This window comes from Granulicella sp. L56 (genome assembly GCF_009765835.1).
GTDB lineage: Bacteria > Acidobacteriota > Terriglobia > Terriglobales > Acidobacteriaceae > Edaphobacter.
In genome coordinates this window covers 1,684,829-1,708,059 of the sequence record NZ_LMUS01000006.1, presented here as the reverse complement: position 1 = coordinate 1,708,059, position 23,231 = coordinate 1,684,829, and the positions used below count along the sequence as shown (strand labels likewise).

At 60.2% G+C, this 23,231-nt stretch carries 21 protein-coding genes; 8 read left to right on the top strand and 13 right to left on the bottom strand.

Annotated features, from left to right (window positions below):
- Position 1 precedes the first annotated feature (1 nt).
- Positions 2-2,722: an ABC transporter permease gene (locus GSQ81_RS14885; RefSeq protein ID WP_158911470.1), complete on the top strand. Its 2,721-nt coding sequence runs from the start codon at positions 2-4 to the stop codon at positions 2,720-2,722.
- On the opposite strand, the gene GSQ81_RS14880 is transcribed toward GSQ81_RS14885, so the two are convergent.
- The 4 genes from GSQ81_RS14880 to GSQ81_RS14865 form a co-directional block, all read right to left on the bottom strand.
- Positions 2,719-3,114: a VOC family protein gene (locus GSQ81_RS14880; protein ID WP_158911469.1), complete on the bottom strand. Its 396-nt coding sequence runs from the start codon at positions 3,112-3,114 to the stop codon at positions 2,719-2,721. The two genes, GSQ81_RS14885 and GSQ81_RS14880, sit on opposite strands and share 4 nt — an antisense overlap.
- Positions 3,115-3,247: 133 nt before the next feature.
- The gene (locus GSQ81_RS14875) at positions 3,248-3,787 is read right to left on the bottom strand and encodes a DUF6438 domain-containing protein (RefSeq protein ID WP_158911468.1); all 540 of its coding nucleotides are present in this window, start codon (positions 3,785-3,787) and stop codon (positions 3,248-3,250) included.
- 44 nt (positions 3,788-3,831) lie between these two features.
- A complete protein-coding gene (locus tag GSQ81_RS14870; protein ID WP_254060214.1) occupies positions 3,832-4,236 on the bottom strand; it encodes a DUF1801 domain-containing protein in 405 nt (134 codons plus the stop codon).
- A gap of 12 nt (positions 4,237-4,248) precedes the next feature.
- Positions 4,249-5,253 carry a DUF1080 domain-containing protein gene (locus tag GSQ81_RS14865; RefSeq protein WP_254060213.1) on the bottom strand — a complete coding sequence of 335 codons (1,005 nt, stop codon included), beginning with the start codon at positions 5,251-5,253 and terminating at the stop codon, positions 4,249-4,251.
- A gap of 363 nt (positions 5,254-5,616) precedes the next feature.
- On the opposite strand from GSQ81_RS14865, the gene GSQ81_RS14860 reads away from it, so the two are divergent.
- The 4 genes from GSQ81_RS14860 (at position 5,617) to yidC (ending at position 11,062) form a co-directional block, all read left to right on the top strand.
- Positions 5,617-5,946, top strand: a complete 330-nt coding sequence (locus GSQ81_RS14860) for a PadR family transcriptional regulator (protein ID WP_158911467.1) — start codon at positions 5,617-5,619, stop codon at positions 5,944-5,946.
- A 1-nt stretch (position 5,947) separates the two neighbouring features.
- Positions 5,948-8,617 (top strand): ABC transporter permease, encoded by a 2,670-nt coding sequence (locus tag GSQ81_RS14855; RefSeq protein ID WP_158911466.1) that lies wholly within the window; start codon positions 5,948-5,950, stop codon positions 8,615-8,617.
- Positions 8,618-8,772: 155 nt separating this feature from the next.
- Positions 8,773-9,042, top strand: coding sequence for a membrane protein insertion efficiency factor YidD (gene yidD, locus GSQ81_RS14850; RefSeq protein ID WP_158911465.1), 270 nt, complete (start codon positions 8,773-8,775; stop codon positions 9,040-9,042).
- Between the two features lie 208 nt (positions 9,043-9,250).
- Complete coding sequence (gene yidC, locus GSQ81_RS14845) at positions 9,251-11,062, top strand: membrane protein insertase YidC (RefSeq protein ID WP_158911464.1); 1,812 nt, start codon at positions 9,251-9,253, stop codon at positions 11,060-11,062.
- A gap of 222 nt (positions 11,063-11,284) precedes the next feature.
- Here yidC and GSQ81_RS14840 read toward each other — a convergent pair whose 3' ends face one another.
- A complete protein-coding gene (locus tag GSQ81_RS14840) occupies positions 11,285-11,644 on the bottom strand; it encodes a GIY-YIG nuclease family protein (RefSeq protein WP_158911463.1) in 360 nt (119 codons plus the stop codon).
- Positions 11,645-11,703: 59 nt separating this feature from the next.
- Positions 11,704-11,892 (bottom strand): hypothetical protein, encoded by a 189-nt coding sequence (locus GSQ81_RS14835; protein WP_158911462.1) that lies wholly within the window; start codon positions 11,890-11,892, stop codon positions 11,704-11,706.
- 40 nt (positions 11,893-11,932) lie between these two features.
- On the opposite strand from GSQ81_RS14835, the gene GSQ81_RS14830 reads away from it, so the two are divergent.
- Entirely contained in the window at positions 11,933-12,547 is a 615-nt protein-coding gene (locus tag GSQ81_RS14830; protein WP_158911461.1) for a R3H domain-containing nucleic acid-binding protein, read from the top strand.
- Positions 12,548-12,805: 258 nt separating this feature from the next.
- Here the strand turns inward: GSQ81_RS14830 and GSQ81_RS14825 are convergent, their stop codons facing one another.
- From GSQ81_RS14825 to GSQ81_RS14795, 7 genes are all read right to left on the bottom strand, one after another.
- Positions 12,806-13,663: a hypothetical protein gene (locus tag GSQ81_RS14825; protein WP_158911460.1), complete on the bottom strand. Its 858-nt coding sequence runs from the start codon at positions 13,661-13,663 to the stop codon at positions 12,806-12,808.
- A 312-nt stretch (positions 13,664-13,975) separates the two neighbouring features.
- Positions 13,976-14,485, bottom strand: a complete 510-nt coding sequence (locus GSQ81_RS14820; protein ID WP_158911459.1) for a cell division protein — start codon at positions 14,483-14,485, stop codon at positions 13,976-13,978.
- Between the two features lie 331 nt (positions 14,486-14,816).
- Positions 14,817-15,725: an NADP-dependent oxidoreductase gene (locus GSQ81_RS14815; protein WP_158911458.1), complete on the bottom strand. Its 909-nt coding sequence runs from the start codon at positions 15,723-15,725 to the stop codon at positions 14,817-14,819.
- Between the two features lie 251 nt (positions 15,726-15,976).
- On the bottom strand, positions 15,977-16,453 hold the full coding sequence (locus tag GSQ81_RS14810; protein WP_158912257.1) for an SRPBCC family protein: 477 nt from the start codon (positions 16,451-16,453) through the stop codon (positions 15,977-15,979).
- A 232-nt stretch (positions 16,454-16,685) separates the two neighbouring features.
- Entirely contained in the window at positions 16,686-18,725 is a 2,040-nt protein-coding gene (thrS, locus tag GSQ81_RS14805) for a threonine--tRNA ligase (protein ID WP_158911457.1), read from the bottom strand.
- A gap of 286 nt (positions 18,726-19,011) precedes the next feature.
- On the bottom strand, positions 19,012-19,587 hold the full coding sequence (locus GSQ81_RS14800) for a PEP-CTERM sorting domain-containing protein (RefSeq protein ID WP_158911456.1): 576 nt from the start codon (positions 19,585-19,587) through the stop codon (positions 19,012-19,014).
- A gap of 164 nt (positions 19,588-19,751) precedes the next feature.
- Positions 19,752-20,300 carry a PEP-CTERM sorting domain-containing protein gene (locus GSQ81_RS14795; RefSeq protein ID WP_254060212.1) on the bottom strand — a complete coding sequence of 183 codons (549 nt, stop codon included), beginning with the start codon at positions 20,298-20,300 and terminating at the stop codon, positions 19,752-19,754.
- 477 nt (positions 20,301-20,777) lie between these two features.
- Between GSQ81_RS14795 and GSQ81_RS14790 the strand changes: the two genes are divergently transcribed.
- Both GSQ81_RS14790 and GSQ81_RS14785 read left to right on the top strand, forming a co-directional pair.
- Complete coding sequence (locus GSQ81_RS14790) at positions 20,778-22,292, top strand: folylpolyglutamate synthase/dihydrofolate synthase family protein (RefSeq protein ID WP_158911454.1); 1,515 nt, start codon at positions 20,778-20,780, stop codon at positions 22,290-22,292.
- A complete protein-coding gene (locus GSQ81_RS14785) occupies positions 22,289-23,227 on the top strand; it encodes a 1-acyl-sn-glycerol-3-phosphate acyltransferase (protein ID WP_158911453.1) in 939 nt (312 codons plus the stop codon). The genes GSQ81_RS14790 and GSQ81_RS14785 overlap by 4 nt, the downstream gene beginning before the upstream one ends.
- The last annotated feature ends 4 nt before the right edge of the window (positions 23,228-23,231 follow it).

The following is a 23,231-nucleotide window of genomic DNA, read 5'->3' as shown; positions in this document are numbered from 1 at the left end:
GATGAACAAAATCCATGAAGTGCTGCGCCGTTTGCGCATGTTGTTTTACCGGAAGCAGTTTCAGGCAGATCTGGAAGAAGAGATGCGTCTGCATTTGGAGCTGCGAGAGCAGGAGCAGACAGACGAAGGGGTAGCTTCGTCCGAGTCACGCCGCGCGGCGTATCGCAGATTCGGCAATCCAACCTCACTCAAGGAGAAGAGCTATACGGCGTGGGGATGGGGATGGTTGGAGGGCCTGATGCAGGATGCGCGTTTCGCACTGCGGCAGTTGTGGAAGGCTCCGGGATTTACGGTGACCGTGATCCTCACCCTGGCGCTGGGGATTGGCGCGAATGCGGCCATTTTTACGCTGGTGAAAGCGGTGCTGCTGAAGAACCTGCCGGTGGTCGATCCCAGGGCGCTGGTGCGAGTTGGCGACCGTGCCGACTGCTGCCAGAACTCCGGGCCGAACCAGGACGGAGACTACAGCATGTTTTCGACCGACACCTATCAGCAGATGAAGAAGAATACGCCGGAGTTTGAAGAGCTGGCGGCGATGCAGGCGGGGTTCGAGAATCGGCCCGTTGTCATACGGCGTGATGGAGGCCAGGACGCTCCAAAGCCGCGGATGGGAGAGTTCGTCTCTGGAAACTACTTCCGCATGTTTGGGCTGCAGCCTGTAACGGGACGGCTCCTCTCCGACACGGATGATGTTGCTGGTGCACCACTGGTTGCGGTGATGAGTTATGCGACATGGAGGGGCGTCTACAACGGCGATGATTCGGTCGTCGGCAGCACCTTCTGGATGAATACAAAGGCGGTAACGGTGGTCGGTGTGGCGCCCGAAGGTTTCTACGGTGATCGCATCTCGAGTACGCCACCCGATTTCTACCTGCCGATTGCAACCATGCCCGATGAGGCCGGTGGAAAGAGTATGCGTGACCCGGCGCAGAATTGGCTGGACATCATCGGGCGGGTGAAGCCGGGAGTTGCGCTGGCTCCGTTGCAGGAGAAGTTAAGCGCGCAACTCAAGCGCGTGTACGCGACATACCCTGACTTTTCCGCCGCAGATATCGCAAAGACGCATTTAGTGCTGACCGCAGGTGGTGCAGGCACGCAGTCGATGCAGGAAAACTACGCTTCCAATCTGAAGCTGCTGATATGGATCGCCGCACTGGTGCTGATGATTGCGTGCGCCAACATTGCCAACCTTTTGCTGGTGCGTGGGATGCAGCGGAAGACGGAGATGAGCGTGCGGACGGCATTGGGCGCGATGCGTTCGAGGATTGTTCGGCAGTTGCTCACGGAGAACCTGCTGCTGGCGGGGGTAGGCGGCATCACGGCCCTGGCGGTTTCGTACGGCGGAGCACGACTGTTGCTGATGCTCGCGTTTCCCGGCGATCAGCATGTGCCGATCAGCTCCCGTCCTTCGACGGAGGTGCTGTTATTTGCGATGTGCGTGTCGATGGCGACAGGCGTACTGTTTGGCTTGGCTCCGGCGCTGATAGGCGCCAAAGCTCCGCCAGCCGATGCCTTACGCAACGGCACGCGGACGACGACCGGCGGCGCTTCACTGCTGCAACGCGGGCTGGTGGTGCTGCAGGCAGCGTTGTCGGTTGTGCTTCTGGTGGGCGCGGCTCTGTTTTCGCAGAGCCTTGGCAGGCTCCAGCATACGGACATGAAGCTGCAGTCAAAGAACCGTTATATCGTCCATATCAACGCACAAGCGGCGGGATATAAGGATGAGCAGGTGAACGCGCTTTACCGCCTCCTTGAAGAGCGGTTTCATGCAATTTCGGACGTGGTGAAAGTAGGCGTAAGCACCTATACGCCGATGGAAGGCAACAATGACGGCTACGGAATCCAATTGGTGGGGCAGCCGAACCTGCACAAGTCTGCTACGAACATCATCGTGAATTCGGAGTACTTCGATTCGGTGGGAACGCGTGTGCTGATGGGACGCGGAATCACCGTGCAGGACACGGCTACTTCGCCGCATGTTGCCGTGGTCAACGAGGACTTTGTGAAAGCGCTCTTCAAGCCGGGAGAGAACCCGATCGGACACCGCTTTACTGCTGGAGGAGACCCTGCCAAGCCTTACGAGATTGTAGGCGTAGTCCAAGGAACGTCTTATACCGACGTGCGCTGGAACGGGGCGCACCCCATGTATTTCGGGCCTCTGACCCAGCCATCCGAAGCAGGATACGCAGGCGCCATTGTGGTGGAGACGGCACATCCAATAAGCGATATGGAGTCGATTGCGCGGCGGACGCTGATGGAGATCAATCCCAATCTGGCCATGCAGAAATTCGAGACCTTCGATGCACAGATCGCAGGCAGATTCACGCACGAGCAGATGTTGTCGACCTTGATGACGCTGTTCGGCGGCCTCGCGCTCCTGTTGGCAACGGTTGGCCTCTATGGGGTGACTTCGTACACAGTGGCGCGGAGGACGAGCGAGATTGGCATCCGCATGGCACTCGGTGCAGATCGCAGCGGAGTCGTAGCAATGATCCTTCGCAGCGCGTTGTTGCAGACACTGCTCGGGCTCGCCATCGGCATCCCTGTGGCCTTCTACGGAGTCACGCTGGTCAAGTCACAACTGTACGAACTAACGACGGTAAGCAACGGTGCATTGGTGGCGGCGGTGGGGATACTGCTGGCGGCGGCCTGCGTGGCGGGGATAATTCCCGCGCGCCGTGCGGCGTCAGTCGATCCGGTGCGCGCGCTCAGAACAGATTAGTGCTGCCAGCTCTTATAGACGAATTCGAGGCTGTAGCCGTCCGGGTCCAGAACATTCGCCGCGTAGTAGCGCGGGTCATAGTACAGCCGCGCTCCGGGTGCGCCATTGTCCGTGGCTCCCGCGGCCATCGCGGCCGCATAGGCGGCATCGACTTCACTCGGGCTCTTCGCTACAAAACCGATGTGCGCGGCACGGCTGTCGGCCGAACCCTGTCGAAGCCAAAAGAAGATGCGGCCATTTGCCCCAAACCCTTTCAGGTCGGGATGACCAGGCGGCCCGTCTTTGCCGTCATAGTCAACGCGCTTGGTGATGCCGAGCGGAGCTAACGCTGCCGTATAGAACGAAATCGAACGCTCGACCTCGCTTACAGAAATGAAAATGTGATCAAGCATAGGTGTCCTTCACTTCAGATGAAGGAACCCTCCACACGGCTTCATTGAGTTGACTATCAGGAGAAGCAGCCGACATCACGGGACTAATTCGGCAGTGGGCTTCCTCGCCGCAAACCAAGATTTCGGCGTTAATTTACCTCTGGGGCTGGGGATGATCCTGCTTCACCCCAATCAGGTTCTGCACAGCGTTCAAGGCTGCAATCTGCTCGTCTAGCTTGTACAACCAAGAAGGAGCATTGCTAGGAGCAGCATTGGCAACGGTCTTCACTCGACCTCCAATCCTCAGTGAAGTGATAGAGACTGAGCCGTCAAAAGCGCGCATGACATATTCATCGCAGAGGCCTCCAAAACCCAATTGCCGGGCATTCGCAATGAGAGTTTGAGCCTGTCCTGCATCTACCCTCGCGGTGGCGTCCCCCATTGAACTCACGGCTTTGTCCCCGTGCCATGCCAGCCTGCCGTCCCCATACACGCGAACAGTGTAGAGGGGGCAGTTGGTAGAGCAGTGCATCCGATGCACTTCTATGAAGTCATCGCCTGAAATGCTTGCGCTCTCAGCGAACAAGGATGTTTCAGGACAGCCCTCATCACCGAAGCCGGGCTTCGGTACTTGACCTGAAGCAGAGAGAACAGTCATTGAAACACCGACTATCAGAACCGCCTTCATTTTCATTCACGCGTCTCCTTCTAAGCGGCTTCAGCATGTGCCTCTCTGAGCTAGCCGTTTTCTACGCGCGCCTTGATGTCCGTGTACGCCGCCTCGATCAGCCTGCGGAGCGATGCGGCGTCCGTGGCTGTTCCCGGTCTCAGCTTCACATGGCGCATAAACTTGCCGGTGCCTTGCAACAAGCCGTCCGGATCCGGCAGCGCTGCCCCCTGAAAGAACCCCACGTTGACATGCGAGGTGAATACATTGACGTAGCCGAAGGGCGCATCGCCCAGACATGCGACCGGACAGCCGTCATGCAGGATCTCCCGGACTTCGTCCCCGCACCTTCGCATTCTTTCAAACCACTCCCGCGCGATGGCCCCCAATTCACCGCTGTGCTCTTTCATCCACGCATCGATGGCGGGATCGCGTTCGACAGCACCGTTGAAGCGCAGCAAGTCCGTTCTCATCATCGTTTCCAAGTCTTACTTCTTCGGAACGGAAATCGTGATGTTGCGGTACTGGATAACACCGTGGTGGTCCCCCTGCAGATAGAACGGCCCCGGCTCGGCCTCATTGCTATCCAGAGCGCCCCCAGTCGGGCCGGGAAGCTCGACATTATCGTGGTACATCTTGCCATCGCGCAAGACCGTCACATGCCTGCCCACCAGCGTGACATCGAACGTCGTCCATCTTCCAAGATCATTTGCCGAGCCCGCAGGCGGCGCATACCAGCTATAGATCGCGCCCATCTCATGCGACGGAATCTTGCCGCCCTCGGTGCCCACCTGCAACTCATAGCGGCCGCGCAGATAGATGCCGCTGTTCCCGCCCTCCGGGCAGTTCACTTCGATATGCAGCTTGAAGTCCTGAAACTTCTCCGTCGTCATGATGTTGGCCGCTGGGCGCATTCTTTGACCGGGCACCTCGGGATTGTCATTCACCAGCTCGCCATCGCGCGCCACCCATTTGTTGTTCTCGACATGCTCAATCGGCTCCCAACCCTTAAGATCTTTGCCGTCGAAGATTGCCCGAGGCTTGGTCCACTTCTTCGGCACGGGCCGGTCCAGCAAAGGAGCCTTCACGCCAGCGAGCGTCGGGCCATCGGTGTCGCCGCGCTTCTCCACGCCGGTCAGCGTACCTGCGCTGGGAGACGTCAGCTCCCAGTCGATCGCGGAACCAGACCCCGCCTCCCCAACTTCCACGATCAGTTTGCCCGACTCCACATGCGCGCCCACGATCGGATGCCACGCACCGCCCCTCGGCTGAACCTTGCCCTCAATCTTTCCGCCAACCTCCGTAAGCTCCATCCACTGCGGATAAGGCGTGCCGTCGGCAGGCGTAACCGTCATGTCCCAACGGCCAAGAAACGCGTTGGTGTCTTGCGCAAAGACAGTCGAGGCGAGCGCGGGCATCAGGAGAGCTGCAAAGAGAGCGGCAAACAGGATCTTTATTCTCACGCGTGTGAGTGTAAGTTTTTCAACCCACACATGTCACCTGCTCTCTCCTTGAGCCCCTCAGCCGCGTCGTAAGTCCTTCTTACGCAAAGAGGCGTTAGCCTTTCAGGGAATTTACTGGGGACTTAATCAGACCAAAGCGCCCGCCGCCTCGTCGATATTCTCATCGCCGGTTCGCGTACGACGCCTAAACACCCTTACGACTTACCCCGCACGCGGCAAAAATAGCGACGGCCTGGACCCCTCCATCCGGGTAGCGAATAAGTAAACCGCGCTACTTATTTACAGTCGACTCGACTCCTTGAACTGATGGTTTCTTCATCGCATCTCCCTGAATGCGTCAAAGATATTTTCATTGACGCGCATACTAAGATGTCTATATAAAGACATCTAAATATGGCCAGGACAGATGCTCTGCAAGGTTCACTCGATTTGCTCGTGCTCAAGATATTGTCGCGGCGCCCGCGGCTTCACGGATACGCCCTTATGGCCGCCATCGCCAGTACCTCCGGCGAAGTGCTGCGCGCAGAGGAAGGTTCGCTCTATCCTGCGCTGTATCGGATGGAGGAAGCGGGCTGGATTCGCGCGGAGTGGATCAAGAAAGACACTGGCCGCCGCGCCCGGATCTACGAACTGACCCCCGCAGGCAAAAAGCAACTAGCAACGGAAGAGTCGCGCTGGCAGTCAGTCAGCCTGGCCATCAACCGGGTTCTAAGGGAGGCCTGACATGTCTTTGTGGTCGCGCATCTCGAATGCATTGCACGGCGAGCGCTTGAATCGTGAGATTGACGAAGAGCTGCAGTCACACCTCGAAGAAGCCATTGCCGCAGGCCGCGACTCCACTGAAGCGCGCCGTGCACTCGGCCCCGCACTGCATGTCCGTGAGGCGGCCCACAGCATTCGTGCAGTCGAATGGCTTGGGTCGCTTCTCGCCGATATGCGTTTCGGCTGGCGGCAGCTCTGCCGCAACAAGGTCATGACCGTGGCTGCTGTGCTCTCCCTTGCGCTTGGCATCGGTTCCTCCGTCGCCGCCTTCCGTCTCATCGACGCTCTGCTCTGGCGTCCGCTGCCCATCGCCCATTCCAGCAGCCTCTATGTCCTCTCCCGCAAAATGACCGGCTTCGACGGCAAGCCAGTCGAGGACGACCACTGGGCCACGCCGGACTTCAACCTCATGCGCGACGCCGTCAAGGACCAGGCCGACCTCATCGCCATCAGCGACGCCGACCGCACCGACATCACCTGGTCCACCGACGACGACATGGAGAAGGCCCACGTCGTCTCTGCCTCCGGCAACATGTTCCCCCTCTTCGGCCTTGAGCCCTCACTCGGCCGCCTGCTCGCCCCTACCGACGACCGCGCTTTCGGTGCCAGTCCCTATGCGGTACTCTCCTGGGATTATTGGAATCGCCGCTTCGGTCGCGACCCCGACGTCCTTGGCCGCTCGATCCACATCGGCAACCAGACCTTCGAGATCATCGGCGTCGGCCCTCGCGATTTCACCGGCACCGAAAAAGGAACCGTCACCGACATCTTTCTGCCCCTCAGCATGAACAGCTTCGCCACCCAGGACAACGTCCCCTGGCACCGCATCTTCCTGATGTTGAAACCGGGCGTTAACCCGACCACCGCCCTCGAGCCGCTTCGCCAGCACCTCTCTGCCGTCAACCACGTCTTCGATGTCGCGTTTACCAAAAGCTTCCACGGCGCGCCACAGGCAGAGATTGACCGCTATCTGAATCAGACCCTCGCCATCTCTCCCGCCGGCGCCGGCATCTCCGAACTCCAGAAGGACTATCGCCGATTCCTGGGCATCCTCGGCCTCCTGGTCGCTCTCGTCCTGCTCATCGCCTGCGTCAACGTCGCCAACATGATGACCGCGCAGGCCGCCGCTCGCTCCCAGGAGATGGCCCTCCGCATCTCCATCGGCGCTGGCCGTCGTCGTCTCGTCCAGCTCATCCTGTCCCAGAGCGCGCTGCTCGCGCTCTTCGCTTCCGTCCTGGGAGCATTGTTTGCGGCATGGTCCGCACCCTTTGTGCTCAGCCTCGTCAATCCGCCCGACAATCCGGCCCGCCTCGCCCTTCCCGCCGACTGGCGTGTCCTCCTCTTCGGCTTCGGGCTCATGATCCTTGTCGTTCTATTGCTTGGCTTGCTTCCTGCTCTCCGTGCCTCTGCCGTCCGGCCCGTCGCCGCCCTCAAAGGTGGCGAAGATCCCCACTCGCCACGCCGTCTCCTGCGCGGGGCCATCGCTCTTCAGGTCGCTTTCTGTTGCCTTGTCCTCTTTCTGTCTTCGCTCTTCGTCGCATCGTTCCAGCGCCTGCAAAATCGCCCCCTCGGTTTCTCCACCGACCGCATCCTCCTGCTCGAAACTGTTGCCGGTAAAGGCCAACTCGCTGTCGTCTGGAATCAAACTGCCGAGGCGCTCCGTGCCGTACCCGGCGTCAACTCGGTCGCCATCGCGCGCTGGCCCCTTCTCGGGCGGATCGCCATCAACAGCAACATCTCCATCAACAACGCGCTCCCCGGCCCAATTCCCGCCTTCTTTTTGAGCGTCTCCCCCGGCTGGCTCTCGACGATGAGGATCCCCCTCATCTCTGGCCGCGACTTCAGTCATGACGACACCTCGCCGGGAGCCGCCATCGTCAACCAAACCTTCGCCAAAACCTTCTTCCCCGGCCAAAATCCCATCGGCCACACCTTTGCACGTGGCGCCGCCGATCAACCTCCCAACCAGATCGTTGGCGTCACCCCTGACGTTCCCTACCGCGACCTGCGCGAGCCCAACCGACCCGTCTTCTGCGTTCCCTTCGCCGAAATCGATAAAGTAGACAACCAATCCGTTCCTAAGGCCGTAGACTTTGCCACCTTCACCATTCACACCGACACCCAGAACCCGCTCGCCCTCGCCGGTTCCCTCCGCCAGCTCATCGCCCAGCGCCACAACGGCCTTCGCGTCTCGAACATCACCACGCAGCTCGACCTCTTCCGCGACCAGACCATTCGCGAGCGTCTGATCGCCATGCTCGCCGCCTTCTTTGCCGTCGTCGCTCTGCTCCTCGCCGGCATCGGACTCTACGCTGTGCTCAACTACTCCGTCCTCCAGCGCCGCCGCGAGATCGGTATCCGCATGGCGATTGGCTCGACTCGTGCCGGCATCGTGCGCATCGTGACCGTCGATGCTTTCCTGATGATCGCGCTCGGAGGTTGCGCGGGCATCGCACTCGGACTCGGCGCGGCGCGTTATGTCGAGTCGCTTTTCTACCAGGTCAAAGCAACCGATGCGGACATGATCGCTTTGCCAACGTGTGCCATTCTGCTCACCGCGCTGGTTGCCACACTGCCCGCCGTGCTTCGCGCGCTGAGGACCGACCCCACCGAGGTCCTGCGCGCGGAATGAGAGGCCGAGTCCTACTGATGTGCAAAATTGCAGCGGGTGATCGAATTCTCACTCCCCTTTCAACGAACTCGCCTTAGCTTTATCGCCATGAATCCCCCAAATCGGCGAAAATCGCTATAGCAATTAGGCGAAATCGATAGAGACGCCGTTCCTCCATGCCCGAACCCGAACCCAGCCTCGCCATCCGCTTTGCCTTCGGCCTCTACAAGACCGTCGTCTCGCCCATCCTGCACGCCTTCAGCCCCTCGCAGTGCCTCTATCTACCCACCTGCTCCGAATACGCCTACGTCGCCATGGTCCGTTTCGGCCCCGTCCGAGGCTCCTGGCTGGCCCTCAAGCGCTTCGCCCGCTGCCACCCCTTCGCCAAAGGAGGCCTCGATCCCGTCCCCACCCGGAACCCCAGGCCTCCAAATTCAGCCCACTGACCGCAGGCCGAAGCCGCAGCGGATTTCCCCCTCCCAAACCCCGGGTGCCCCACGTCCCGATTCTGGGACGTGGGTTTACGAAGCCCACTCCCGCAACTTTCAGCCAGCTCAATTCCGTCTCCATTCACACAGACCATTTACCATAGAGCGAGGTGCAGCCTCAGCGCTGCCCCAAGCCATCGCTTCGGCAAAAGAATAGGAAATCTCCTTGGCAGAGTTTAAAAACCCCAATCAGCAGGGCGGACAGGACAACAACTCGTTCCTCCTCATGATGCTCGTCTTGATCGCAGTCTTCTTCGGCATTCAATACTTCCACACGTCCAAGACCAAACCGGAATCTCCCGCTGCCACCCAGAGCAGCGCCCCGGCCGCCGCCGCACCCGCCGCAACGCAGCCCACCTCGTCCTCCTCCGCTGCCGGTGCTGCCGCCAAATCTGACAAGGCCAAAGCCGCTCTGCCTGCCGTTCAGGCCACTGCCGCCTCCACCACCGTCATCGAGAACGAGCTCTACCGCATCACCTTCTCCAATAAGGGTGGCGAGGTCACAAGCTGGATCCTCAAGAAGAAGCCCGGCGGCGGAGTCTTCAAGGACGACAAGGGCCAGCCGCTCGACATCGTTCACCAGCAGGCCGCCGCGAAGTACGGCTATCCGCTCTCGCTCTACACCTCCGACCCGGCCCTGACCACGACGCTCGCCAACGCGCTCTACGTTCCCTCGGCCACCGGCAACCTCGCCGCTCCTGCCACACTCACCTTCAAATACTCCGCAGGCGACCTCACCGTCACCAAGACCTTCTCCTTCGACGAGACCTACGTCCTCCACGCCGATGTCGAGGTCACGCAAAACGGCCAGCCCGTCCGCGCCTATCTCATGTGGCCCGGCGGCTTCGGCGACCAGGTCGACTCCACCGGCTACGCCAGCGCCCAGATCGACTCCAGCATCGACGGCAAGACCGAGCACCTCGCGCAGAAGAAGGTCACCAACGGCGGCACCGCCGCCGGGCCTATCGCCTGGGCCGGTTCCAGCGAAGCCTTCTTCGCCGCCGTCTTCCTGCCCGATTCGCCCGATTCCGCTGTCCTCGCCACCACCAAGAACGAGATCGACGTCAGCAAGACCATCCACAAATCCGGCATCAGCATGTCCAAGGGCCCGGTCAACGTCCCTGTGCTCGGCGCGGGAATCGCCGACACCGGCGGCCACACGCTGACGCGCGTCTTCGTCGGCCCCAAGGCCATGAGCGTTCTCAAGGCCATCAAGGCCTCCAATAACGGCCCCAACCTGGAGTCGCTCGTTGACTTCGGCTTCTTCAGCGTGATCGCCAGGCCCCTCTTCATCTGCCTCCAGTACATCCACTCTGCCGGAGTTTCCAACTGGGGTTGGGCCATCATCATCCTTACTGTCCTGATCAACATCCTCATGCTGCCCTTCCGCATCAAGACCATGCAGAACGGCCTGAAGATGCAGCGCATCCAGCCCCAGATGAACGTCATCAAGGAGCGCTATAAGAAGTACAAGGCCACCGACCCCAAAAAGTCCGAGATGAACGCCGAGATCATGAAGCTCCAGAAGGACAACGGTGTGAACATGTTCGGCGGCTGTATTCCGACGCTGATCACCCTGCCGCTGCTCTATGCCTTCTACGGCATGCTGCCCCGCGTGGTCGAGCTGCGCCACGCTCACTGGCTCTGGATCCCCGACCTGCAGGCGCCGGACCCCTGGCACATTCTGCCAATCCTCATGGTTGTCAGCCAGTTCCTGGTGCAGTGGTACACCCCGTCTCCCGGCGTCGATCCCCAGCAACAGAAGATGATGGCCTTCACCATGCCTGCCATCTCCGGCTGGTTCACCTGGTACTACGGCGCCGGACTCGCCCTCTACTGGGCGGTCGGCAACTTCATCGGCATCATCCAGCAGGCTGTGATGAACCGCACCAGCCTCGGCAAAGAGATGCGCGAGATCGCCGCCAAGCGCGCCCGCCGCAAGGCAGGCACCGGCAAAGTCATCCAGGGCAAGCAGTAGTTTCAAGACGGCGTGGTCCTAACCACGCCGTCTTTCACTGCAACGAGGCACCCCCAAAAAAGCACGTCACCTCAACCGCTCACCCTCGCAAAAAAGCACGTCATCTCGACCGGAACAGCAAAAAAAGCACGTCACCTCAACCGAAGCAGCAAAAGGCACGTCATCTCGACCGAAGCGAAGCGGAGTGGAGAGACCCCTGTATTTCGCCCTTGCCTTTGGCCCTCACCCACCCGACCCCGAAGAAAACGTAACCGGCGCCCTGAGCTCTTCCTCCCGAAACGGTTCAACCGGCCCACCCCACTCCTCGCTCAAATCGCGCCAAGCAGGATTCTTCCCCACAATCAACCGAATCTTCTTCACCCGTGACCACCGCTTCAACTGTTTCTCCCGAGCAATCGCCGCATGAAGATCGGCGAAGCGCTCAAAGTAAACAAGCTGCTTGATGTTGTATCTCTCAGTAAAGCTGCCGGGAAAAGAGCCATTTTTGTGCTGGAGAACGCGAACCTCAAGCTCCGTTGTCACGCCAATGTAGAGGTGCTTAAAACCGCTGGCAAGGATGTAGACATAAGAGATCTCCGGCATGGCAGAAAGTATGCCAGCTTCCGGACAACCAGCAAAGACAAAATACAGGGGTCTCTCCACTACAGCGGCAAGTGCGCCGCCTCCGGTCGAGATGACGTACCGTTGGGGTGGACCTCGGAGGGCGTTTTGCGGGTGCCTGCCTGAACCACGTCATCTCGACCGAAGCGCAGCGCAGTGGAGAGACCCCTGTATTTCGCCCGTGCCGTTGCCTGTTCGTCCCCTCCGCGGCGCAAAGACTGGCAAGCCATGCAGTCGGCATGAGACGATAATTCTCGACAGAGTACGGAGATGACTTCAATCAACGACCCAGGCCACACAGACGAGCAGATCGAAAAGATAAAAGAATTCCTGCAGGCCCTCCTGACCTCCAGCGGTCTGAGCCTCGAATTTAAAATTCTAGCCTGCAACGGCCAAGTGCAAACAGAAGTGCAAACCCCGGCACAAACAGAAACGCAACCCCCCGCACCCTCCCCCGAGATCTCCGTCGAATTCACCGGCCCCGACACCCCGCTGCTCACCGCCCGCAACGCCGAGCTGCTCCACTCCATCGAGCACCTCGCCGCCAAGGTCCTCCGCTTCGAGCCCGACCAGCACGACCGCATCTCCTTCGACGCCGAAAACTTCAAGGCCCTCCGCAACGCCGAGCTTGAACTCATCGCCCAGACCGGAGCCGAGCGTGTCCGCGCCACCAATCGCTCCTACGCCTTCCCGCCGATGAACTCCCGCGAGCGCCGCCTGCTCCACCTCGCCCTTGCCGCCAGCGGCCTGCCCACCGCCTCCAGCAGCGACGGCCCGCGCCGCTTCGTCGTCGCCTACCCCGAAGGCCAGCAGCCCATCGAGCCAGAGCGCCCCTCCACCAACGACCGCACCCACGCCATCCGCAAGACCTTCCGCCGCCGCTAAAAATAGGGCTTAGGGAGCAGGGCGACGGACGGGTTATCCAGCCGGAAGGGAACCACAAAACCCACGTCCTCTCGACCGCTGCGAAAAGGCAGCAGCAAGCAAAGCACGTCATCTCGACCGGAGCGAAGCGGAGTGGAGAGACCCCTGTATTTCGCTTTTCGCGCGACGACAAAATCCCGCCAGAGAAACAAAGACGCCCTGCCATCTCGCGACGAACTTCGCGAAAAGACAGGGCGTCCTGATTTCATTTCAGCAACGCTACTGCACGTCGCTGACCTGGCCGTTCATAAAAATAACCTTCATATCGGGATACTTATAAATCTTCTTCGCACCCAGATCGATGATCTGTTGTGGCGCACCCATGGTCCCGGTCACCTGATCGATCGTCTGTCCCAGTGCGATCGTCGGAGCGGCAGCCTGAGCCGGCGCGCCGGGCTGAGCGACAATTGCGTTTCCTACAACGGTGCCCGTGGTCGTCGAAACGGCGCAATGCGGCTCGCACGAGCGGGCAACCGTGCCCGAGTCACGCGCCCGCACCTGGTCCGCGGCATTCTCCGACAGAACCGCTTCGATCATCTTTGCCGCATCGTCCACCGACAGTTCCGCCAGCGCGCCCTTAGGCAGCTTGAACGCCAGCGTCCCCGAATACCGCTTCGCAGCCTGATACTGGCCGCCGTAGGTTCCATTTGTAAACGTGGCCAGCACCGCATCGCACGTCAGGAAGGTGACCTTCAGATCGTCGTCATGGCTCTGGCTGCTGATGTTGATCTTGGTGAGATAGACCTTCTGGCCGGGCTGCAGCACCTGCGAATTATTGCTCCGCAGCAGGCCGAGGCCCTTGGAGCGCTGCTTCACCTGCCCATCCACCACAGGGTTCTCAAACGTCATCATCGTAGGATAGGGTTCGGCGTTGATGCCGTCGGCCTCGATGGTCATCACCGTTCCCGGATTGGCCGCGACTCCCTGCATATTGATCTCGGTAATCCGGAACCTCTTTTTAAGTCCCGCAGCCAGGTCGTCCTGCGCAACGGCGGCAGGGGCCATGCTCAAAGCGAGGGTTAGAGCAGACAAGATTCCGAGAGTAAGTTTACGAACGTACGACGAGCGAATCAGCATTCACTAGCTCCTGAAGAAGATAAAATATTTTGGCTTGAGCGAGGCTTAAACCTAGCTCCCTCAAGTCTTAGCGCAGGTTTTCGAGGTGCGGAAATAGGGTAGCAGATCACAGCGGTCCAGCAATAAAAAATATGCTTAATGCGATATATCTCTCATCTGCCGAGAGGAAACGCGCGTCATCTCGATTGAAGGCAAAACCCAGGCAGCAACAATAACTTCACGTCATCTCGACCGAAGGCGAAGCCGCAGTGGAGAGACCCCTGTATTTTGCCCTTGTCGTTGCCTGTCCTTCCCACCCAACCCACACCCCACTCACCCGCCCACAGCACTCTTGTCCCATCGTTCAACGCGGCTCTCGTTCTGCACGCGATCCGTGCTCGGCGTCACCGCGTTCCCCTCCAGATACCTGCGCCACTCCTCCGACTCGGCCGTGCGTTTGATCAGCGCATTCCGCCTCCGCAGGATGGAGATCAAATGCCGTCGCGCGACCTTCTCCACCATCCGCGCCATCATGCCCGAGGCGGCAAAGTGGATCTCGTCCCGCATCCGCGTCCCGTCATCCATCACCGCGAAGTGGTGCTCATGCTCGAACCGCACGAACGGTCCGTCCGTCATCACCTCGCGAAAGTAGCTGAAAGGCCGCCAGCCATCGACTTTGCAGGTGTGGGTCCGCCACCGGCCAAGGTGCCGCCCGCGCCACCGCACCGACTCGCCTTCGCCGATCAGGCCCGACGTCACGCCGCCAATCGCCTTCTCCTGCGTCTCTGCCGCTGCCGCCAGGAGAAGATCGATGCTCGTCGCCAGTGTGAAGCACCGTTCCATCGGCGCATCCATCCAAGTTGTCAGTCGAATTGTTTCCATAGCTCTGTCAGCCCGTCCCCGTACCTTGTTAGACAGCTTGAACGGCCCAAAAGCAATCTGACCCCTGAAGAATCTATCAAATACCTAAAACCCCATCCTCGCAACCAACCCAACCCTCAAGGCCCGTCTTATCTATAGGAAGCAGCAAAAATACGCCGTCTCGACCCGAGCAGCAAGCAAAAAAAACACGTCATCTCGACCGGAGGAGCGGACAGCTTATCGTCCGTGGCGCAGTGGAGTGAGTCCTGTATTTGCACTCCCTTCCCCAGCCCTTCCGGCGCAATCCCAGCCACTAAGCCAGCAGCAAAACCTTGCCAATCCCGCCCTTCTCCGCCGCCGCCTGCCCTTCCCCGGCCTCTTCCAGCGGAATCATCCGGTCAATCGGAATCGAAAATCGTTTCGCCGCAACATCTTCCGCCATCGACCGCAGCGCCGCCGCATCCGGCACCGCCATCACCGGCGTCACCTTCACTGTCGGGTGCATCTTCGCATTCGCTGGAGGCCCCAGCACCGAGCCGAAGACGCCGCCCTGCTTCACCTTGGCCAGCAGCATCTCTGCCGTCTTGCCGCCTACAGTATCGGCCACCGCATCCACAAAGCCCAGCTCCTCCATCGCGGAGGTATCGTCCAAGGCAATCACCTCATCGGCCCCGATGCCTTGCGCCTCTTTCAACTGGCCCTTCCTCACCCCGGCAATCACGGTGGCCCCAGCCTTCTTCGCCGTCCACACCGCGCTTCGGCCCACGCCGCCCAGGGCGCCCGAAACCAGAATCGTCTGTCCCGACTTGATCCCCGTCCCGCGCGTCACCAGTTGCTCCCCGGTCAGCGTCACCAGCGGCAGCGCCGCCGCCTCCACCAGGTCCAGTCCCTCGGGGGCAAGCGTAGCGTCCTGCGCCTTCACCACGGCCAGCTCCGCATAAGATCGCTTGCCCAGTGCGATCACCTTGTCGCCCGGCGCGAACCCGCTCACGCCCGGCCCCACCGCACGCACAATTCCGGCGATATCTCTGCCAAGAATGCCTGGAAACTCCACTGGAAAGTGTTCCCTCGCCGCTCCGCTCCGCATCTTGTAATCGATCGGATTGACGCTGGTCGCCGCCAGCCGCACCAGCAATTCGCCCTCGCCCGCCACCGGATCGTCCACGTCTTCATACTTCAGCTTGTCCGGCCCGCCGTATTCATGCAGAACGATTGCCTTCATTCGCAACACCTCATCTCAGTGAGATGCCTGCACCGGCCTTCATGGCTTCGCCACGGCGAGATTACATCGATGGAGACATAAAAGCTGCGACAAGGCATGACTAACGCGGAACGCAGTAACAAAACACCTCGTTTCTTCGGAGCACACAACAAAAGGCACGTCATCTCGACCGGAGCAGCGGACAGCGTTATCGTCCGTTGCGCAGTGGAGAGACCCCTGTATTTGTCGTTGTTCCAGCCGCAGACTCAACTCTATCCAGGCAGATACTGCTTCCACTCATCGCTCTCCGCCACCCGCTTCAGCAGTTCCAGCCGGTGTCGCAGCAGCTTGGAAACATAAGGCGTCACCAGGAACCGTCCCAGCGGCCGCGTCACCCCTCCCAGCGGCAAAGAGAACCGGACCTTGTCACTCAGAAGCGTCCGTCCGCCGATCTCGGCGAAGAAATGATCGTGCTGAAACCGTTTGAACCGTCCCCGCTCCATCGTGTCCTGAAAGAAATCGGGCCGTTCGTACCGTGTGATCAGGCTCTCATGCTGATGCGGCAGACCAAACGCCCACCCCTGCCACATAAGCCGGTCGCCGCTCTCCACAAGCCCGCCCGCCCTGCTCGACTGGTGCGGCACCAGCTTCATCCTCAGCGAGTGCTTCACCAGCTCCAGATTCGTAGACAGCAGAAAGCATCGCTCGATGGGCGCATTGACATGAATCCTGTCGCTGACCACAAACATTCCGATCACGCCTCCTGGGGAGTAGAAACCACCAGCCCGCCTGATCCGTGCTCTGCGCGACGAAGCTTTGCAGTATGAGTGATTAGACGCAGACTTTATCGGATCAGTACCGTACTATCTCACGCGAGAGTTACAGGACGGCTACGGCATCACCTTTATTGATGATCCGCATCAACCAATCCAAAGCTGCAACCGCAAGTCCTCGCGACCGAAGCCAGCAACAAAAGCACATCTACAAAGCTACGCCCTGCCCCGTCACCAACCCAAGTGCCCGCTCGATAAACGCATCGAGCGAAACGCTGCCCTCATCGCCCTTGCCCCGCGTCCTTACGCTCACTGCTTCACTCGCCGCTTCCTTATCGCCCATCACCAGCACGAACGGAACCTTCTGCAAGGTGAACTCGCGGATCTTCGCATTCATCTTTTCATTCCGAGCATCCAGCTCCACCCGGATCCCGGCGGCCTCAAGCTTCGCCTTCACCGCGTTCGCATACTCCAGATGCTTCTCCGAGATCGGCACCAGCCCCACCTGCACCGGAGCCAGCCACATCGGAAACGCACCGGCATAGTGCTCAATCAGCACGCCGAAAAATCTCTCGACGCTCCCAAACAAAGCACGATGCACCATCACCGGCTGATGCAGCTCGCCATCCTCGCCCTTGTAGTGCAGGTCGAAACGAGCTGGCAGGTTCCAGTCGAACTGCACCGTCGACAACTGCCACATCCGCCCCAGCACATCCACCAGCTTGATATCGATCTTCGGCCCATAGAACGCAGCCTCGCCCGGAATGATCTTGTACGGTATTCCCTTCGCGTCGAGCACCTTCGTCAGCGAGCCCACCGCGCCGTCCCACCGCTCCGCGCTGCCGATGAACTTCTTGTCCATCGGGTCCCACGTCGAAAGCTCCACCTTGAACTCTTCAAATCCAAACGTCTTCAGCACCGACTCCGCAAAATCAATGCAGCCTGCGATCTCGCCCTCGATCTGCTCCGGCGTGCAGAAGATGTGCGCGTCGTCCTGCGTAAAGCCACGCACGCGCAAGAGGCCATGCATCGTGCCACTGCGCTCATACCGATAAACGTTCCCCAGCTCCGCATAACGCACAGGCAAATCACGGTAGCTCTTCGGCGAGTTCTTATAGATAAGGATGTGGCCGGGGCAGTTCATCGGCTTCAGCCGATACTCCGCGTCGTCCAGCTCCATGGCCGGATACATGTTCTCGCCGTAGTTCTCCTCGTGCCCGCTGATCTTCCACATCTCGCGCCGCATGATGTGTGGCGTATAAACCAATTCGTAACCGCGACGGATACATTCATCGCGCATCCAGTCTTCCATCGTCTTGCGAATTAGGCCGCCCTTCGGATGCCAGAAGATCAAACCCGAGCCCGCCACCTCCTGGATCGAATAAAGATCGAGCTGCTTGCCCAGCACGCGATGGTCGCGAGCCTTGATCTCTTCCAGCCGCTTGAAGTGAGCATCTAAATCCTTTGCATTAAAAAACGCGGTGCCGTAAATCCGCTGCAACTGCTTGTTCTTCTCATCACCCAGCCAGTAAGCACCGGCAACGCTCGTCACCTTGAACGCCTTCACCCGCCCCGTCGAAGGCACATGCGGCCCACGGCAAAAGTCCGTAAACCCGCCGTTCTTATACAAAGAGATCTCATCACCGGGCTGCGTAAACCGCTCGATGAAGTGGACCTTCATGAACTCGCCCTGCTTCGCGTAGTCGTCCAGCCCCTTCTCGCGCGGCTCTTCCTCGCGCACAAACTTCTCGTCACGCGCCACGACCTCAGCCATGCGCTTCTCAATCGCGGCTAAATCTTCATCGCTAAAAGGGGTCTCCCGATAGACGTCATAGAAGAACCCGGCATCGGTCGCCGGTCCATGCCCCAGCTTGGTCTCAGGAAACAGCTCCAGAATCGCCGTCGCCATCACATGCGCCGCCGAGTGCCGGACGACTTTCAGTGACGCCTCATCGCCTTCCTTCAACAACTCCAGCGCAACATCCTCATCGAGCGGAGCCGACAAATCCACCAGCCGCTCCCCACCAGCCGCCGCCCCATACATCGAAGCCTCCGACTCCTCCCCCGAAACCGGGTGCCCCACGTCTCGATTCTGAGACGTGGGTTTCCGCAGCGGCTTAACCCGCGCCACCACCACCACCGCCGCCAGCCGCGGTGAGATGCTCGTCGCTATATCAAAAGGAGTCGTACCGCGCGGAACCTCGCGCACGGAACCATCAGGAAGCTGAATCTTAATCTGCTCGCTCATATCGGTATCTACAGCATATTTGCTTTACCCCCGCCACACCAACCCACACCAGCGCATGTCCAGCAACTGAGTCGGGTGCCCCATGTCCCGCTTCTGGGACATGGGGCACCACCACCCATCACGCCACCCCCAACCGCACGCATCCTTTGTTTGTCATTCCCGAAGGGAATCTGCGTTTTGCTCGAACCACCAAAACCACATCCGGAGGAAAACCCTCTGGCCAGGGTGCCCCACGTCCCGCTTCTGGGACGTGGGTTTACGAAGCGCCATCAAAGTCACATCGCGCTCAGGCGATGCGCCGCTTGATGAGGCCGCCCATCCCAAGCAAGCCAGTCCCCAGCAAAACGAAGCTGGAAGGTTCGGGGGTAACGTCCGTGCTTACGAAGGTGACGGTCCCTGTGCCAGTGGTACCGTCGGCAGCAGAATGGGCATTCCCATTGCCCACGTAGTACGTGCTGCCAGTGACCACTCCATCGGTAGCAATGTTCAACACAAAGTCAACAGCACCCCAGCTCGTGTTCGTTCCGCGCGCTCCTGCTGTAATCGTTGCCAGCGCGATGGACTCGCCGCCGAGGGTGAGAACGATGTTGCTCGAAGCGGCATCAATATCATTGAACCGATAGACAAAGGTCGAATCGCCGATGGAAGAGTCGATGGTATTGGTGAACGAAAACGCGGTGAGTGTCCCGCCTCTCGTGCCGAAGGGATAGCTCACGGCGAAGGAGCCGTTTCCGGAGGCGGTTTCACCTGCCAGGCTCCCAGTTGTAGAAGAGTAGGTAAAGTCGTAAGTAACCGTAGTGGCATGGGCGGCAAGGCTGGCTGAGAGCAAAGCGACGGCAGCGACGAGTAGCTTGATTCGCATCGGAATCCCCCTTCAAGAGGCGCACCTAGCTTAGTCCAAATCCTGTGCGGTTACAGTCACCTCTCGATTGATCTTTAGTAATGGGGCCGTTTTCTGACGACACCCAATCCTCTCGACCCCATCCTGCAAACCGCAAGGACGGGGTCGATAAAATCCTGCCCGGCTTAAATCAATCTGCGCCGCGCCACGCCAGCCAGCCCCAGCAGCCCCGTACCCAGCAGGACAAAGCTTTCCGGCTCCGGCGTCTGCGCGACCGGTATCGAGGCAATCGCCAGGTTCCCGCTCCGAGGCTCCACGATCTGCCCGTCATTGCCGATCGAGACCGACTCGTGAGCGCCGTGGAAATCATCGCAGCCGCCGTCCACGCCCTGATAGCACAGATAGTTCGTGCCCGTGCCGACCGCAGGACTCTGAAAGATCAATTGGTCATTGTTCACGTTGTCAAAGTTGAAGAACAGCCCAGAGGCGGTCGCCGTCACGCTGTTGCCGACGACAGCGAAACCAGAATCGGCAGGCGTCAGAGAGAGCGTGGAGGTGCCGTCGTTCAGCATGATGTCGTAACTGGTAATGTCGCTCGTCGCCACCACACCGGAGTTCGTATCCGTCGTGATCGTTCCCATGACGCTGAAGCCAGAGAAGGTGTCATTGAAGGTGTAAGTAAAGCTGTCGGCACGAGCCAAAATCGGAAACAGGAGAAGCACTGAGGCAGCCATAAGATGGCGGAAGCGCATGGGGAAGGTCCTTTTAAAATAAAAGCTCGTAGAGGTACGGAAGATAGCTGCACGTTTCCTTCCATACAAGGGACATAGCAAAGCCCGGCATAACTGCCCATCGCTGCGGAGGTACCAACGATGACGATGCAAATTCATGCACACAAAGATGGAAAGTCCTGCCCCGCACATCATTGCAATCTGATCGGCAAGGAGACACATCCTCTCAACCGAGCGACCTCGCCCCAACCGCACGTCATCTCGACAGACCCACTCGCTCCAAAAAACACACATGATCCTGGTCGGATCAGCAAAGATCACGTCATCTCGACCGAAGGCGTGCAGCTTCACCGCACGCCGCAGCGGAGAGACCCCTGTATTTGTCCTTGATCCGCACCCATCCATGGTCGCCCGCCTTAAATCGGTGATCATCGGCGGCAATCGGTGTTAAGCCTTCCTTTCATCGCCTAAAATACCTCCATGTCCTACATCGCTGCGGTCGATCACCTCTACGCGCTCGGCCACGAGCTTACACAGCCCTCTCCCACCGCGCCGCGCCGCAAGTTCGACCTCGCCCACATGCGCGCCCTCATGGCCGCTCTCGGCGATCCGCAGAACACCTTCCCCTCCGTCCTCATCGCCGGGACCAACGGCAAAGGCTCCACCGCCTCCACCCTCGCCAGCATCCTCACCGCCGCCGGCTACCGCACCGCCCTCTACACCTCGCCGCACCTCATCCGCGTCAACGAGCGCATCCAGATCGACGGCATCCAGATCTCCGACGAAGACTTCGCCCGCCTCTACTTCCAGGTTGATGACGCCGCCAACCGCCTCGTCTTCGAAGGCGCCCTGCCTCACCACCCCAGCTTCTTCGAAGTCCTCACCGCCCTCGCCTTCCTCTACTTCGCCGGTCAGGCAGAAGACTCCGCCTCAGATTCCGCGCCGGAGGCGCCTTCCGCCCTGCGCGTAGCAGTCGCCGTCCTCGAAGTCGGCCTCGGAGGCCGTCTCGATGCCACCAACATCGTCGAGCCGCTCCTCTCCATCATCACCGACATCGCACTCGACCATCAGGACTACCTCGGCGACACCATCGCCGCCATCACCCGCGAAAAGGCAGGCATCCTCCGCGCCAACGGAACCCTCATCACCCTGCCCCAGCACCCCGAGGCCAACCAGGCCATCGGCGAAGCCGCCGCCACCCTCAACCTCACCGCCATCAGCGCCGCCCCCTTCGTCCCCCCCACCAGAGTTCCCGCAGCACAACAACCGGGTGCCCCACGTCTCGATTCTGAGACGTGGGTTTCCGAAGCCCCACAAACCCTCCCCCCCAACCACTACACCCTGACCCTCGACCACCAACCCCTCGAAATAAACTCCCCGCTCCACGGCCAGCACCAGCAACGCAACATCGCCCTGGCCATAGCAGCCGCAGTAGCATTACGCAACCAGATTAGTTACAAATCAAACACTACAAGTAACCAAACCAGTTACAAAATCACCAACACCGCGATCGAAGCAGGAATCCGCAACACAAGCTGGCCCGGCCGTCTCGAACTCATCCCCGGCCATCCGCCGCTCCTGCTCGACGTGGCCCACAACCCCGCCGGTGCCTGGACCCTCCGCGCCGCCATCGCCCAGCTTCCTTCCGCCCAGCCCCGCACCCTGATCTTCAGTTGTCTCCGCGACAAGTCGCTCAAAGAAATGTCGCAGATCCTTCTCCCTCTCTTCGACTCCAACAGCGGCGACCCCGACCGCGTCCGCGACCACGTCCTGCTCGCCCCCATCGACAACCCGCGCGCCGCCTCGCTCTCCGATCTGCTCGCCGCCGCCCACGCCCTAGACATCCCCGCCCACGCCGCGCCGCACATCGCCGCCGCTCTCGCTGAAGCCCGCGCGGTCACCCCACCCGACGGCATCATCATCGCCACCGGTTCGGTCTACCTCGTAGGCGAGGTCCGCAACCTGGCCCTCACCTCGGGGGACAGCCCCGCATGAGCGAGCCGATTGACGAGGCAGTAAAAGCACGTCATCTCGACCAAAGTGGCCGATCCGGAGCTGCAACAGAAGCACGTCATCTCGACCGAAGCGAAGCGGAGTGGAGAGACCCCTGTATTTCGCCCGAACCACCACAGAACTCCAAGTCAGATTCCGAGCTGGGCGACCCGCAAATCCCGTCAAAGAACCGCCTCCTCCCCTGGCTGACCTACCTCCTGCTCTTGCCTCTGATTGCCCTCGCCACCATCGCCTTCGGCTGCGTCTCGCTCATCGCCGGCCTGTGGGACAAGTCCGGGCGCCAGCAACACGCCATCGCCCACGCCTGGGCCAAGGTCCTGCTCCTCCTCAGCCTCTCGCCCGTCACCCTCATCGGGGCCGAAAAGCTCCACGAGCATGAGAGTGCTGTCTACGCCTCCAACCACCTCAGCTACTACGACACCCCGGTCCTCTTCGCCAAGCTGCCCTTCCAGTTCCGCATCCTCGCCAAGCAGGCCCTCTGGAAGATCCCCTTTATTGGCTGGTACCTCAACCGCTCCGGCCAGGTCCCGGTCGACCAATCCGGCGTCCGCTCCGCCATCGTCAGCCTAAATCGCGGCGTAGCCACACTTAAAGCCGGTCTCCCCCTGGTCCTTTTCCCTGAAGGTGGCCGCGCTGCCACCGGCGAGACCCAACCTTTCGTCTCAGGCGCAGCCTACATGGCCATCAAGGCGCAGCTCCCCCTCATCCCGCTCACGCTGGTCGGAACCTACGAGCTGCTCCCCATCCACACCTACCACCTCACGCCGCGCCCATTGGCCATCATCGTAGGCGACCCCATCCCCACCACCGGCTTAACCACCCGCGACGCCGACGCCCTTACCCAGCGTCTCCGCGAAGTCATCACCACCACTTATATGCAGCACCACAGGGAGCATGGACCAGGGACCAGGGAATAGGAAC

Excerpts from the sequence above, each read along its gene's own strand:
- GSQ81_RS14830 (WP_158911461.1), top strand. The coding sequence starts at position 11,933 with ATGACTTCAATCAACGACCCAGGCCACACAGACGAGCAGATCGAAAAG.
- GSQ81_RS14815 (WP_158911458.1), bottom strand. The coding sequence starts at position 15,725 with ATGAAGGCAATCGTTCTGCATGAATACGGCGGGCCGGACAAGCTGAAG.
- GSQ81_RS14790 (WP_158911454.1), top strand. The coding sequence starts at position 20,778 with ATGTCCTACATCGCTGCGGTCGATCACCTCTACGCGCTCGGCCACGAG.
- GSQ81_RS14840 (WP_158911463.1), bottom strand. The coding sequence starts at position 11,644 with ATGCCGGAGATCTCTTATGTCTACATCCTTGCCAGCGGTTTTAAGCAC.
- GSQ81_RS14870 (WP_254060214.1), bottom strand. The coding sequence starts at position 4,236 with ATGATGAGAACGGACTTGCTGCGCTTCAACGGTGCTGTCGAACGCGAT.
- GSQ81_RS14800 (WP_158911456.1), bottom strand. The coding sequence starts at position 19,587 with ATGCGAATCAAGCTACTCGTCGCTGCCGTCGCTTTGCTCTCAGCCAGC.
- GSQ81_RS14785 (WP_158911453.1), top strand. The coding sequence starts at position 22,289 with ATGAGCGAGCCGATTGACGAGGCAGTAAAAGCACGTCATCTCGACCAA.
- GSQ81_RS14795 (WP_254060212.1), bottom strand. The coding sequence starts at position 20,300 with ATGGCTGCCTCAGTGCTTCTCCTGTTTCCGATTTTGGCTCGTGCCGAC.
- GSQ81_RS14820 (WP_158911459.1), bottom strand. The coding sequence starts at position 14,485 with ATGGAACGGTGCTTCACACTGGCGACGAGCATCGATCTTCTCCTGGCG.
- GSQ81_RS14835 (WP_158911462.1), bottom strand. The coding sequence starts at position 11,892 with ATGGCTTGCCAGTCTTTGCGCCGCGGAGGGGACGAACAGGCAACGGCA.
- GSQ81_RS14825 (WP_158911460.1), bottom strand. The coding sequence starts at position 13,663 with ATGCTGATTCGCTCGTCGTACGTTCGTAAACTTACTCTCGGAATCTTG.
- yidD (WP_158911465.1), top strand. The coding sequence starts at position 8,773 with ATGCCCGAACCCGAACCCAGCCTCGCCATCCGCTTTGCCTTCGGCCTC.
- GSQ81_RS14875 (WP_158911468.1), bottom strand. The coding sequence starts at position 3,787 with ATGAAAATGAAGGCGGTTCTGATAGTCGGTGTTTCAATGACTGTTCTC.
- thrS (WP_158911457.1), bottom strand. The coding sequence starts at position 18,725 with ATGAGCGAGCAGATTAAGATTCAGCTTCCTGATGGTTCCGTGCGCGAG.
- GSQ81_RS14860 (WP_158911467.1), top strand. The coding sequence starts at position 5,617 with ATGGCCAGGACAGATGCTCTGCAAGGTTCACTCGATTTGCTCGTGCTC.
- GSQ81_RS14880 (WP_158911469.1), bottom strand. The coding sequence starts at position 3,114 with ATGCTTGATCACATTTTCATTTCTGTAAGCGAGGTCGAGCGTTCGATT.
- GSQ81_RS14885 (WP_158911470.1), top strand. The coding sequence starts at position 2 with ATGAACAAAATCCATGAAGTGCTGCGCCGTTTGCGCATGTTGTTTTAC.
- GSQ81_RS14855 (WP_158911466.1), top strand. The coding sequence starts at position 5,948 with ATGTCTTTGTGGTCGCGCATCTCGAATGCATTGCACGGCGAGCGCTTG.
- GSQ81_RS14810 (WP_158912257.1), bottom strand. The coding sequence starts at position 16,453 with ATGTTTGTGGTCAGCGACAGGATTCATGTCAATGCGCCCATCGAGCGA.